General features: G+C 70.8%; 11 protein-coding genes. 9 read left to right on the forward strand and 2 right to left on the reverse strand.

Annotated features, from left to right (window positions below; genetic code table 11):
- Positions 1-47 precede the first annotated feature (47 nt).
- The 4 genes from ABD793_RS11130 to ABD793_RS11145 all read left to right on the forward strand — a co-directional run bounded on the left by ABD793_RS11130 (position 48) and on the right by ABD793_RS11145 (position 4039).
- On the forward strand, positions 48-644 hold the full coding sequence (locus tag ABD793_RS11130; RefSeq protein ID WP_020662719.1) for a response regulator transcription factor: 597 nt from the start codon (positions 48-50) through the stop codon (positions 642-644).
- Between the two features lie 1537 nt (positions 645-2181).
- Positions 2182-2754, forward strand: a complete 573-nt coding sequence (locus ABD793_RS11135) for a sigma-70 family RNA polymerase sigma factor (RefSeq protein WP_344858414.1) — start codon at positions 2182-2184, stop codon at positions 2752-2754.
- Positions 2755-3693: an anti-sigma-D factor RsdA gene (locus tag ABD793_RS11140; protein WP_425548683.1), complete on the forward strand. Its 939-nt coding sequence runs from the start codon at positions 2755-2757 to the stop codon at positions 3691-3693.
- Positions 3674-4039: a hypothetical protein gene (locus ABD793_RS11145; RefSeq protein WP_344858417.1), complete on the forward strand. Its 366-nt coding sequence runs from the start codon at positions 3674-3676 to the stop codon at positions 4037-4039. The genes ABD793_RS11140 and ABD793_RS11145 overlap by 20 nt, the downstream gene beginning before the upstream one ends.
- Before the next feature lie 216 nt (positions 4040-4255).
- Here the strand turns inward: ABD793_RS11145 and ABD793_RS11150 are convergent, their stop codons facing one another.
- Positions 4256-4651, reverse strand: a complete 396-nt coding sequence (locus ABD793_RS11150; protein WP_344858419.1) for a DUF5319 domain-containing protein — start codon at positions 4649-4651, stop codon at positions 4256-4258.
- A gap of 129 nt (positions 4652-4780) precedes the next feature.
- On the opposite strand from ABD793_RS11150, the gene guaB reads away from it, so the two are divergent.
- Positions 4781-6292, forward strand: coding sequence for an IMP dehydrogenase (gene guaB / locus ABD793_RS11155; protein WP_344858421.1), 1512 nt, complete (start codon positions 4781-4783; stop codon positions 6290-6292).
- Here the strand turns inward: guaB and ABD793_RS11160 are convergent.
- Positions 6277-7548, reverse strand: coding sequence for an MFS transporter (locus tag ABD793_RS11160; protein ID WP_344858423.1), 1272 nt, complete (start codon positions 7546-7548; stop codon positions 6277-6279). The two genes, guaB and ABD793_RS11160, sit on opposite strands and share 16 nt — an antisense overlap.
- Before the next feature lie 187 nt (positions 7549-7735).
- Between ABD793_RS11160 and ABD793_RS11165 the strand changes: the two genes are divergently transcribed.
- From ABD793_RS11165 to ABD793_RS11180, 4 genes are all read left to right on the forward strand, one after another.
- Positions 7736-8875 (forward strand): GuaB3 family IMP dehydrogenase-related protein, encoded by a 1140-nt coding sequence (locus tag ABD793_RS11165; protein ID WP_344858426.1) that lies wholly within the window; start codon positions 7736-7738, stop codon positions 8873-8875.
- 99 nt (positions 8876-8974) lie between these two features.
- Positions 8975-10687: a GMC oxidoreductase gene (locus ABD793_RS11170; RefSeq protein ID WP_344858429.1), complete on the forward strand. Its 1713-nt coding sequence runs from the start codon at positions 8975-8977 to the stop codon at positions 10685-10687.
- 86 nt (positions 10688-10773) lie between these two features.
- A complete protein-coding gene (locus tag ABD793_RS11175; RefSeq protein WP_344858432.1) occupies positions 10774-12228 on the forward strand; it encodes an FAD-binding oxidoreductase in 1455 nt (484 codons plus the stop codon).
- The gene (locus ABD793_RS11180) at positions 12228-12992 is read left to right on the forward strand and encodes an alpha/beta fold hydrolase (protein ID WP_344858434.1); all 765 of its coding nucleotides are present in this window, start codon (positions 12228-12230) and stop codon (positions 12990-12992) included. Before ABD793_RS11175 ends, ABD793_RS11180 begins: the two co-directional genes overlap by 1 nt.
- The last annotated feature ends 114 nt before the right edge of the window (positions 12993-13106 follow it).

Raw genomic sequence — 13106 nt, forward strand, 5'->3', positions numbered from 1 at the left:
TCCGATAGGGGAAGTGGAATGTCACCCGGCTGCAGGAAGGAAACCCCGTGACGACGGTCTTGATCTGCGACGACCGACGCAGTGTCCGCGAAGGGCTCACCCGTGTGATGTCTGCGGTCCCAGGGGTCAGTCGCATCGACTGCGTAGCGCACGGTGACGAGCTGCTGGCCCGGTACACCCGTCAGCCGGTCGACGTCGTGCTGGTCGGGACGCAACGCGCGGTCCCGACGGGCGTCGAAGCCACCCGCCGGCTCGTCTCCGCGAACCCCCAGGCGAATGTCATCGTTTTCGGTGCCCCGGACGACGCGGGCAGCATCGCCGCGGCGATCGCCGGCGGAGCCCGCGGCTATCTGCGCTGGGACGCCTCGCGTCCCGAGCTGGTCGCCGCACTCGCGCACACCCTCGCCAGCACGTCGGTGCCGGCGCCGCGCCAGCCGTCGGACCCCGGCGTGCAGCTCACCGAGCGCGAGCTGCAGGTGCTGCGCGGGATGAGCCAGGGCAAGAGCAACGGCCAGATCGGCCGCGAGCTCTACCTCTCCGAGGACACGGTCAAAACGCACGCCCGCAGGCTGTTCCGCAAGCTCGGCGTCCGCGACCGCGCGCAGGCAGTGGCCCACGGCTTCCGCCGCGGCCTCGTGTCCTGAGGCCGGGACCGGCCGAACCACACGGGGTTGCCGAACCGACACCACGGTGACAACGGGCCAGGGCGCACGCCCTGGCCCGTACCTGTGCGCCCGGCTCGGCAGCCGGCCGGACCGATGTCGCGCTGAGTTGGCGCCGCGAAGCCGCACTGACGCCGGTTGGACGAACCCGTGCAGCCGAAGCCAGCCGCGATGGAGCCTGCGCACGAGACCTTCCCCGGCCGTTTCCGCCTGCACGGGCCGTGCCGCGATCGCTTCCACCCGCCACTCCACGATCGGTGATGGTCGCCGTGCCCTCTGGTCGGCGATGGCCGCCGCCAGCCCCCGACCGACGGCGTAACCGGGCGGCGAACGCCGGGTCCACCGAGCGGTGCGTGATGACCGATCGACCGGCCCAGAACAATCACGCACAACCAGCCACGGTCAGCCAGCCACTGCCAAGCCGACTGCGGCAGAGCCAGTTGCGGGTCAAGCCAGCCGCCGCCAAGCCGACTGCGGCGGAGCCAGTTGCGGCCAAACTGCTTGCGGCAGAGCCAGCTTTGCCGGGCCAGCGAGGGCCGAGGCGGACGTGGCGGGGCCAGACCGGTCAGCCCAGAACTGAAGTCGGCCCGGACTGACTGCTCGCCCGGCACTGGCAAGCCGAGCCGGTACCGGCTGAAGTCAGTGCGCCGGGACCGGCAAGCCGGAGCCGGTTGGGCTCGGTACGGCGGAACTGGCAAGCCGGGGCCGGAGGAGTCGGAGTCGGCAATCCGGCACCGGAGTTCGCAAGCCCGAGCCGGAGCCCATCAGCCGGAGCGTGAGTCCGCAAGCCGGAGCGGGAGCCGGCCGGGGTCGGTACGCCGGAGCTGGCAAGCCGGAGTCTGAACGGTCGGAGCCGCCGAATCGGAACCACCAATCCACAGCCTGCAAGACCGGGGCCACCAAGCCACGCCCAGCAAGACCGGCGCCATCGAGCGACAGCCTGCAAGACCGGCGCCACCGAGCGACAGCCTGCAAGACCAGAGCCACCAACTCCACAGCCAGCAAGCCGGAACGGGCATGGCACAGCTGCAACCACCGAGCCGTAGCCGCAAAGCCGCCGAGGCCGCAGACGCCAAGCCGTAGCCGCCGAGCCGCAAAGCCGCTGAGGCCGCAGACGCCAAGCCCCAGACGCCAAGCCCTAGACGCCAAGCCACAGACGCCAAGCCACAGACGCCAAGCCACAGACGCCAAGCCACAGACGCCAAACCGCAGCCAGCAACGGCGCAGCTGGCCGGCGCGTAGCGGAGTTGTTGTTGGGTTGCCTCGGTGGGCCGTGGTTCTCGCCACGTCGGTGGGTTGGTGGGTCGTTTGGTCGTTGGGGAAGGCTCTGACCTGCGGGAATATCCTGTGTGGCGTGGTGCGGGCGGGGGGTTTGCCGGGTGCGGCGCGCCGGTCACCACCTCTGGCGGTTGTCCGGGGCTGCTCCGACGGTACGGTGACTGGGGCAGGCGCATGGCTGGAATGACCACGCGCCGGATTCTTTGCACGCCTACACGTAACACTGGGACTGTTGTCTGCGATGGCCACTGTGGGGGACGGACTGGAAGAGCCGGTTGCCGCTGCTGTTGAGGGAGACCCTCAGGCGGTCGAGCGCCTACTCGCGGCCATCCGTCCTCTCGTAGTGCGGTACTGCCGTGCTCGAGTTGGCAGGCAGGAGCGGTCCTTCGCTTCGGCTGACGATGTTGCGCAGGAGGTGTGTCTCGCGGTGCTCACGGCCTTGCCAGCCTACCGTGACCAGGGCCGCCCCTTCCTGGCTTTCGTCTACGGTATCGCGCAGCACAAGGTGGCGGACGCGCATCGCGCGGCTGCCCGCAACCGGGCGGAACCGGTCGCCGAGATCCCGGACGAGATCGAAGGCGGCGTCGGCCCGGAGCAGCGCGCGTTGCAGGGTGAGCTGAACGAGCGGATGGCCCAGTTGTTGCAGGTGCTGCCGGACAAGCAGCGGGAGATCGTCGTGCTGCGGGTCGTGGTGGGGCTCTCCGCGGAGGAGACCGCGGAGGCCGTCGGGTCCACGCCGGGTGCCGTCCGCGTTGCCCAGCACCGCGCACTGGCCAGGCTGCGCAAGGTGCTCTCCGCCGAGGAGGTGATCTGAGTGGCCGATCACGACGACCGCGATCTGACGCCTTCCGCGCAGAGCAGCGGCACGACTGGTTACGACGCCGAGGCCGACGGCGACCTCACGGCGATCCAGGCCGACGACGCGTTGCTCGACGCACTCGGCGGCACCGATCCGGCCGTCGCGGACGGGCTCGGTGATCAGGAGCTCAACGCGCTGCTCCTCGCGTGGCGCCGGGACATCGACAGCGAACCGCTGGCCGAACTCGTCGACGTGGACACCGCGGTGACCACGGTCAAAACCGCCACGTTGGCGCGCAGGCACTCCAGCCGCAGCCGCCGCCGTCGCATCCTCGTTCCGGTCGCCGCCGCGTGCGCCGCCGCGGCGATCGCGTTCACCGGCACCGGACTCGCCGCACGGGACGCCCAGCCCGGCGACACGTTGTGGGGCCTCACGAAAGTCCTCTACTCCGACCACGCCCGCTCCGTCGAGGCCGCCGCGGCGGCGAAGCTCGATCTGGAGAAGGCGAACCTCGCCCTCGCCGACAACCGGCTCGTGGACGCCCAGCGCGCACTCGACGACGCGCAGGCCGCGCTGGACCAGGTCACCGACGCCGAGAACCGCGACCAGCTCATGGAACAGCACCGTCAGCTCGCCGCGCAGCTCGGTTCGCCGACCTCGCCGCCCGGCGGACGGCTGCCGACCTCGCAGGCGAGTGCGCCGCCGCCGAACAACCCGGCGACGACCACGCCGGAGCAGTCCAGCGGCCAGCCGACCTCGCTGCCCGGTTCCGGAAGCACCAGCCCGCCGGACACCACGACGACATCGCCGCCGCCCGAATCCAGCACGACCTCGTCGCCGCCCACCACGAGCGCGACAGGCAGCGAACCCGGCTCCGGCAGCGGCAGCCCACGCAACGAGTCGTCGCAGAACGGCGGCGCGGAGGTCCCGAACGGTGCCCCGGCCGGATCGTGACCTCGCCCGCCGGGCAGTTCCGGACCGTCGCCGCGAGGGCGACGCGGCCTTCGGCGAACCTTACGAGGCGCAGAACGGAACTGTCGTCGTCCCGGTTTCCCGCCGTGGCCGGGCAATCGGCCTGTTCACCGTCGACGAGCGCGGCACGACCTGGACCCCGGCGGTCGACACCGGCAGGCTCGGCCTGATCGGCGCAGCGACCGGATTCGTCGCGGCGGCACTCGCCACTCTCGCCGTGCTGCGCCGTCCACCGTGGCCGGAGCTGACCGAACGGGCCGTGACGGCAATGGCGGAAGCCAGGGCCGCGCAGGCTCGCCGGGGCACGCGAAAGCAGAATCACCACTAGGACAACCGCCGAGCCGGCCCGGTATGCAGCGGCGGCTGCCAGAGCCGGTCATCGAAGCGTGGCCATCCGCTCACTCACCGGAACCGCGCCGCCGGTACCTCCCCGGATCGGGTTGTCCACATGCGCAAGCCCCTGTGGATACTTCCTGTGGACAACTGTGCGCGCAGCAAAAACCCTGGTGAGAGATCTCACCAGGGCGTTGACCGCCGGCAACGGTCAGTAAGCGCTCTCGTTCGCGGTCACCCCGTCGGCGAAGCCGCGGCAGTAGTCCCAGCTCACGTAATCGCCCGGGTTCGGGTCGAAGGCCGGCTCGTGCGGACGCATCCGGCCCTTCGACAGCAGCTGCTCCAGACTGGCTCGCAGCAGGTGCCAGTCGTGGTAGTGCGGCTCCTCGCATTCACCGCAGTCGACCACGATGCCGCGGACCCCGCGAGGCTCCAGCAGTGCCTGGTACACCGCGAGGTCGGAGAGGTCGGCCAGCAGCTCGGTACGTTCGTCGGCGCTGATCGGCTCGTCAAGGTGGTCGTCGGGATCGAGGATGGCCCGGGCCGGGTCGTCCGGATCGTCCTCGAACGGGTCGGGGGGCAACACGTCGTGCGGCACGACCTGCACGCTACCCGCAGTGTGGCGCCCGTCCCCACCCGCCCGGGTCGGGGCCCCGGCCCGGATATCATGAGGGGAAGGTCCGAGCCCGCCCACCGCACCTCCGCACACTCCTGCCAGGAAGGCCCTTCGCCCGTCATGACCAGCGAAAGCATCACCCCCGCCGTGCCAAGCAAGTTCGCGATGCTCGGCCTCACCTTCGACGATGTGCTGCTGCTGCCGGCCGAATCCGACGTGGTGCCCAGCGCGGTGGACACGAGCACCCGGCTCAGCCGCAACATCACGCTGAACGTGCCGCTGGTCTCGGCTGCGATGGACACCGTCACCGAGGGCCGGATGGCGATTGCGATGGCCCGCCAGGGCGGGATCGGCGTGCTGCAGCGCAACCTGCCGATCGAGGAGCAGGCCGCCGCGGTCGAGGTCGTGAAGCGCTCCGAAGCAGGCATGGTCACCGACCCGGTCACCTGCTCGCCGGACGCCACCCTCGCCGAGGTCGACGCACTGTGCGCGCGGTTCCGCATTTCCGGCGTCCCGGTCACCGACGCGTCCGGTTCGCTGGTGGGCATCATCACCAACCGCGACATGCGGTTCGAGGTCGACTACACGCGCCTGGTCAGTGCGGTCATGACGAAGGCGCCGCTGGTCACCGCCCAGGTCGGGGTCACCGCGGAGGCCGCGCTCGGCCTGCTGCGCAGGCACAAGATCGAGAAGCTGCCGATCGTCGACGGTGCGGGCAAGCTGCGTGGCCTGATCACGGTCAAGGACTTCGTGAAGACCGAGCAGTACCCGAACGCCACCAAGGACACCGACGGCAGGCTCATCGTCGGTGCCGCGGTCGGCGTCGGCGCGGACGGGCACAAGCGTGCCATGGCGCTGGCCGAGGCCGGGGTGGACGTGCTGATGGTGGACACCGCGCACGGGCACTCCCGCGCCGTGGTCGACACCGTGCGGCTGCTGAAGAAGGAGCTCGGCGACACCGTCGACATCGTCGGCGGCAACGTCGCGACCCGTGCCGGTGCGCAGGCGCTGGTGGACGCAGGCGTGGACGGGGTGAAGGTCGGCGTCGGCCCCGGCTCGATCTGTACCACCCGGATCGTCGCCGGCGTCGGCGTACCGCAGATCTCCGCGATCTACGAGGCGGACCAGGCCTGCCGTCCGGCCGGGGTGCCGGTGATCGGCGACGGCGGGATCCAGTACTCCGGCGACATCGCGAAGGCCATCGCCTCCGGCGCGTCCACCGTGATGCTGGGCAGCCTGCTCGCCGGCACCGCGGAATCGCCCGGCGACCTGATCCTGGTCAACGGCAAGCAGTTCAAGGTCTACCGCGGGATGGGCTCGCTGGGTGCCATGCAGTCGCGCGGGGAGGCGAAGTCGTACTCCAAGGACCGCTACGCACAGGACGACGTGCTCAACGAGGACAAGCTCGTGCCGGAGGGCATCGAGGGCCGCATCCCGTTCCGCGGTCCGCTCGTGAACGTGGTGCACCAGCTCGTCGGCGGACTGCGCGCGGGCATGGGCTACGCGGGTGCCACGACGATCCCGCAGCTGCAGGAGGCGCAGCTGGTACGGATCACCGCGGCCGGCCTCAAGGAGAGCCACCCGCACGACATCACGATGACGGTCGAGGCGCCGAACTACACCACCCGGTGATCCGAACGCCCGGTGTGGTCGGTCGCCGCGGGATCCGCGCTGGGTACCGGTTCCGTGCCACCGGGTGTGTTCTTCCTGCGGGGTAGCAAGGCCGGGGTGCCGAGCAGGAGCACCCCGGCAACGCCGATCGCCCCGCGGGTGCCCAGCCATCCGGCCAGCAGGCCCCACAGCAGGGTCAGCACCGCGATCGTCGCGCCACCGGTGATCGTCCACGCCGACAGCACCCGGCCCACGCGGGTGGATTCGGTTTCCTCGAGCCGGTAAGTGGCGAGCACCGGGTTGAACACGCCCATGCAGGTGATCAGCCCCAGTTCCACCAGCATCACCCAGCCCAGCCCGCACACCCCGGACGGGGTGCAGGCGAGCCCCACCGGCCAGCACGCTCGTGCGGCGCCGGAGACCACCAGCACGCGGTCCCGGCCGAACCGGGTCACCAGCCCTCGCGCGAGCCGCGAACCGGCCAGTCCGCCGAGGCACGGGACGCCGAACGCCAGCCCGTACTCCCACGGCGCGAACCCCAGCTCACCCAGCAGCAGCACGGCCAGCAACGGCGCGGTCGCCATGATCAGCCCGTTGACCAGGCTGGTGTTGAGAAACACCGCGCGCAGCCCCGGATGCCGCAGCAGGTACCGCCAGCCCTCGGCGAGGTCGGCCATCCGGACCGCGGCCGGTCGCGCCGCCGGCCGGGGCTCGGGACGGCGGATGGCGCCGAGCGCGAACGCCGACAGCAGATAGCTCACCGCGTCGAGCACGATGGTGGTCAGAGGTCCGAACAGGCTGATCGCCGCGCCGCCGGTGGGTGGGCCGAGTGCGGTGGCGCTCCACTGCGTCGTTTCGAACCGCGCATTGGCAGAGAGCAGGTCGTCCGCGGGCACCAGCGCCTTCAGGTAGGCGCCGCTGGCCGCGGTGAACACGATGTTCGCCGCCGCCACGACCACCGACACAGCCACGAGCTGCCCGAACCCGAGCCCGCCGAGGAAGTACGCCACCGGCAACGTGAGCAGGGCCAGGAACCGCACCGCGTCCATCGCGACCAGCACCGGTCGTTTCCGCCGGAATTCGACCCACGGGCCGAGTGGCACCGCCACCAGCGCACCCACCGCGAGCCCGGCCGCGGCCAGCAGCGACACCTGCGCGGTACTGCTGTGCAGCACGGTCACCGCGATCAGCGGGAACGCGTCGAGCGCGAGCCAGGTACCCGCGGTACTCGCCGCGTATGCCCACCAGAGATGCCGGAAGTCCTTGCCCAGAGCCAATTTCGGTCTCCCCTTTCGCCTCGGTCCGGAAGATCGAACAGCGGGTGCGGACGCGGCGGCAAACAACCGGGTGGCCGAACGCACAACCGGCGGTTGTCCGCGGTCGAAACGGCCCCCCGTGCGCAGGTCACCGACCCGGACTGGCGACAATGGACCGCGTTGTCGTAGCCGCGAGAAGGGACATCACGTGCGGGATCTGGTCGAGATCGGCATGGGCCGCACCGCGCGGCGGGCGTACGGCCTGGATGAGGTGGAGATCGTCCCGTCGCGGCGGACGCGGTCCTCATCGGTGGTGTCCACCGCGTGGCAGATCGATGCCTACCGCTTCGACCTGCCGCTGGTCACCCACCCCACGGACGCCATCGTCTCGCCGGGCACCGCGGTGGCGATCGGCGAACTGGGCGGCCTCGGCGTGCTGAACGCGGAAGGCCTGTGGTCGCGGCACTCGAACGTCGAAGAGGCGATCTTCCGCCTCGTCCGTGCCGCCGAGGACCGCGAGGACCCGACTGCGGTCGTGCGTGAACTGCAGGACCTGCATTCCGCGCCGATCCGGCTCGATCTGCTGACCGAGGCGATCAAGACGATGCGCGAGTCCGGCGTCACGGTGGCCGCGCGGGTGAGCCCGCAGCATGCCGCCGAACTGACCCCGGACCTGCTCGCCGCCGGTGTGGAGATCCTCGTCGTGCAGGGCACCATCATCTCCGCCGAGCACGTGCAGCGCGACGCGGAACCGCTCAACCTCAAGGAGTTCATCGGCAGGCTCGACGTGCCGGTGATCGCGGGCGGGGTCAGCGACTACCGCACCGCGATGCACCTGATGCGCACCGGCGCGGCAGGCGTGATCGTCGGGCACGGCTACACCGAGGGCGTCACCAGCACCGACCGGGTGCTCGGCATCGGGGTGCCGATGGCCACCGCGATCGTGGACGCGGCCGCGGCCCGTCGTGACTACCTCGACGAGACCGGCGGCCGCTACGTGCACGTGCTCGCCGACGGCGGGATCACCACCTCCGGCGACGTCGCCAAGGCCATTGCCTGTGGCGCGGACGCGGTGATGCTCGGCGCGCCGTTGGCGGCCGCTTCGGACGCACCGGGCCAGGGCCTGTACTGGACGGCCGCGGCCGCGCACCCGTCGCTGCCGCGTTCGCGCGTGGTCGCCGGTCCGGATTCGGACTACGCGGTGGACCTGAAGACGCTGCTCTTCGGACCGTCGTCGGACGCCGAGGGCGTGGTGAACCTCTTCGGCGCGCTGCGCCGCGCGATGGCCAAGACCGGCTACTCGGACCTCAAGGAGTTCCAGCGCGTCGGGCTGACCGTGCGCGGCTGAGGTTCCGCCGCCGGGTGGAAAATGCCTCGACCTGGGCGAGGTGACTGGTCGGTAACTTAGCTCTGGCCAGGAGAACCCGCCCGGGTTACGCTCCTACCTGTGACTGCCAGTAACACCACCACTGAACGGAACGAGCCGGACTACGACGTCCTCGTGGTCGGCTCCGGGTTCGGCGGCAGCGTCGCGGCGCTGCGGCTGACCGAGAAGGGCTACCGGGTCGCGGTCGTCGAGGCCGGGCGGCGGTTCGCCGACGACGAGTTCGCCAAGACGTCATGGGACCTCAAGCGGTACCTGTGGGCCCCGCAGCTCGGTTGCTACGGCATCCAGCGCATCCACCTGCTCAACGACGTGATGGTGCTGGCAGGCGCGGGCGTCGGCGGCGGTTCGCTGGTGTATGCGAACACGCTGTACCGGCCGCTCAAGCCGTTCTACACCGATCGGCAGTGGGCGCACATCACCGACTGGGAGTCCGAGCTGGCGCCGCATTACGACCAGGCCGGCCGGATGCTCGGGGTGGTCACGAATCCCTCGGTCACGCCGTCGGACGTGGTGATGCGCCAGGTCGCGCAGGACATGGGCGTGGCCGATTCGTTCCACCCCACGCCGGTCGGGGTGTACTTCGGCAAGCCGGGGGAGACCGCGGCGGACCCGTTCTTCGGCGGTGCCGGGCCGGAACGCGTGGGCTGCACCGAATGCGGTTCGTGCATGACCGGCTGCCGGGTCGGGGCGAAGAACACCCTGGTGAAGAACTACCTGTACCTCGCCGAGCAGGGCGGCGCGAAGGTCGTCCCGCTCACCACGGTCACGTCGGTGCGCCCGCAGGGAGCGGGTTACGAGATCACGCTGCAGAAGACCGGCACTCGCTCGAAGCGGTTCCGCACCACGGTCACCGCGGCGCAGGTGGTGTTCGCGGCCGGTACCTGGGGCACGCAGAACCTGTTGCACCGCATGAAGGACTCCGGTGCGCTGCCGAAGCTTTCCGGCCGGCTCGGTGAGCTGACCCGGACCAACTCCGAGGCCATCATCGGCGCCGGACGCACCACTGTGGACGAAAGCCGCGACTTCAGCCGGGGCGTGGCGATCACCTCGTCGATCCATCCCGACGAGAACACCCACATCGAGCCGGTGCGCTACGGCAAGGGCAGTAACGCGATGAGCCTGCTGCAGACCGTGGCCACCGACGGTGCGTCGCAGGTGCCGCGCTGGCGGCAGGCGGTCACGTTCCTGGTCAAGCATCCGGTGCAGACGGCGAAACTGCTCAACGCGCACCGCTGGAGCGAGCGCACGGTGATCCTGCTGGTGATGCAGAGCCTCGACAACTCCATCACCACCTACACCCGCCGCGGCCGGTTCGGCCGGCGCAAGTACTCCTCCCGCCAGGGACACGGCGAGCCGAACCCGAGCTTCATCCCGGCCGGGCACGAGGCCAACGAGCGCGCCGCCGAGCACATCGGCGGAATCCCCGGTGGTACCTGGGGAGAGATCTTCGACATCCCGCTCACCGCGCACTTCATCGGCGGGGTGCCGATCGGTGACAGCTCCGATTCCGGTGTGCTCGACCCGTACCACCGGGTCTTCGGCTATCCCGGACTGTCTGTTGTGGATGGTTCGGCGATCACCGCGAACCTCGGCGTGAACCCCTCGCTGACGATCACCGCGCAGGCCGAACGCGCGTTCTCGCTCTGGCCGAACAAGGGCGAGCCGGATCGACGGCCGGCGCAGGGCAGGCAGTACGTGCGGCTGGATCCGGTGCCGCCGAAGAATCCGGCGGTGCCCGTGGACGCACCTGCCGCGCTGCGCACTGTCGGCTGAACTCCCGGCAGGACGTCTGATGTGGACGGACTCGGCCGTCCGGTCGGGTGGCGCAACCGACGCGGCGCCCGTAGCGTCTGACGAATATGACAGTCGGGAGAAGGACCTTCCTGCGGGCCGCCGGTCTCGGTGCGGTCGGCGCGGTGGCCACGGCTTGCGGAGCCACACCGCCACCGTCCGCACCGCAGCCGAGTACGCCTGCCGGCTCGATGCCGCCGTCGACCAGTGCGAAGCCCGCCGGGCCGCCGGACTGGGACGCGTTGCGCAAGAAGCTGAGCGGCGAGCTGGTGTTGTCCGACGACGGTGGGTTCGCCAGCGCGAAACGTGCGTTCAACCCGTTGTTCGACGGGCAGAACCCGGCTGCGGTCGCGAAGTGCGTCAAGCCGGAGGACGTGCAGGCCTGTGTGGCGGCGGCAGGCGGCCGGATCCCCGTCGCCGCACGCAGCGGCGGGCACAGCTACGCCGGGTATTCCGCGCCGGAGAACGGCCTGGTCATCGACGTCGGCGGGATGTCCGCGGTGGACGTCCAAGGTGAGCAGGTGGTGATCGGCGCCGGCGCGCAGCTCGGCGACGTGTACTCCGCGCTGGCCAAGGCAGGCCGTTGCCTGCCCGCCGGTTCGTGCCCGACCGTCGGTATCGCCGGGCTCACGCTCGGCGGCGGGATCGGCGTGCTGACCCGCAAATACGGCCTGACCTGTGACCGGCTCACCTCGGCGCAGGTCGTGACGCCGGACGGCAAGCTGCGCACGGCGAGTGCGGACAGCGAAAGCGATCTGTTCTGGGCGTTGCGCGGTGGTGGGGGCGGCAACTTCGGCGTCGTCACGTCGTTCACCTTCAGCACCGCCGAGGCACCGAGCCTCACGGTGTTCTCGCTGCACTTCCCGGCCGGTTCGGCGGGCGACGTGCTCGACGCGTGGCAGCGCTGGCTGCCGACCACGCCACCGGAGCTGTGGTCGAACCTCGTCGTGTCCGGTGGTTCGAGTGTGTCCTGTCGCGTCGGCGGTGCGTTCGTGGGCAGTTCCGCGCAGCTGACGCCGTTGCTCGCCAAGCTGGAGGCCACGCCGTCGAGCCGCACGATGAAAACGCTCGGCTACGGCGCGGCGATGGAGTACTTCTCGGGCAGTTCGCAGCGGCAGACTTTCGTGGGGTCGTCCCGGATCATCACCGACCCCGTCGACGGCGGGAAGGTCAGCGATCTCGCCGCCGGGCACCAGGGCATGGACCTGCTGATCGACGGTCTCGGTGGTGCGGTCGGCGACGTCGCGCCGACGGACACCGCCTTCTGGCACCGGAAAGCGCTGGCGAGCGTGCAGGTTTACGCGCCTGCCACGAGCTCGACCCGCTCGAGCGTGCGCAAGTCGGTGTCCACTGTGGTCGCCGGACTGGCCGAAGCAGGCGCGGACGGCGGCTACGTGAACTACCTCGACCCGGACCTGCCGGACTGGAAAACCGCCTACTACGGCGACAACGCCGGACGGCTGGGCCGGATCGCCAAGACCTGCGACCCGAACGGGGTCCTCGCGTTCGCCCAGTCCGTGTGATGCGCGGGGCGCGGCTGAACGACGGGTTGTCCGTGCTGACCGTCGGCAGCGGGCCGGCACTGGTTGTGGTGCCGGGGCTGGGCGCGGGTGCGGACCTGGCCGAGCGCGTGCCGCGTTCGGCGGAGTGGTCCGCGCGTGCCTTGGCCACCGGCCTCAACCGCACGGTCCACCTGGTCCACCGTCCGATGTGGATGCCGGACGGCACCTCGATCGCCGAACTCGCCGGGTGGTACGCGGCCGCCTTGCGCGAGCGCTTCGACCGGCCGGTGGACGTACTGGGCACCTCCGCGGGCGGTGTCACCGGGCTCCAGCTGGCGATGGATCATCCGGACCTGGTGCGCCGGCTGGTCATGCTCGTCGCCGCGAGCCGAGCCGACGAGCGGGCTGCGCGCGCATTGCTGGAGTCGGTGCGCCGGGAACAGCGCGGGCGGTCCGCGGCGTGGGCAGGCAGCGGCTTGGTCGCGCGGGGCCCGCTCCGGCTCCTCGTGTTCGGCGCGTACGCCCTCGGCGGCCGCCGCGCCCCGGGGGAAGCCGCGATGGCCACCGCGCTGCAGGGCTGGGACGTGACCGACCGGCTCGCCGAGGTCACCGCGCCCACCCTGGTCATCGGCGGCACCCGGGACCGGATCATCCCGCCCGATCTGGTGCGTGCCACCGCCGCCGGAATCCCGGACTCCCGCCTCCTCCTGCTGCCCGGCCGCGACCACCTGCGCGCGATGTACGCCCGCCAGGTGAAGCCGGCAATCGAAACGTTCCTCGGCTAGGGCGGGTACACCCAGCCCTGGCGCCCGCAGACCAACGGGAAAGCACCGCACCCTGCTCGACGAACGGGCCCACCACCAGCCCTGCCCCTCAGAAACCGCCCGCCAACAAGCCCT

It is taken from the genome of Amycolatopsis ultiminotia, from assembly GCF_039536925.1.
GTDB lineage: Bacteria > Actinomycetota > Actinomycetes > Mycobacteriales > Pseudonocardiaceae > Amycolatopsis > Amycolatopsis ultiminotia.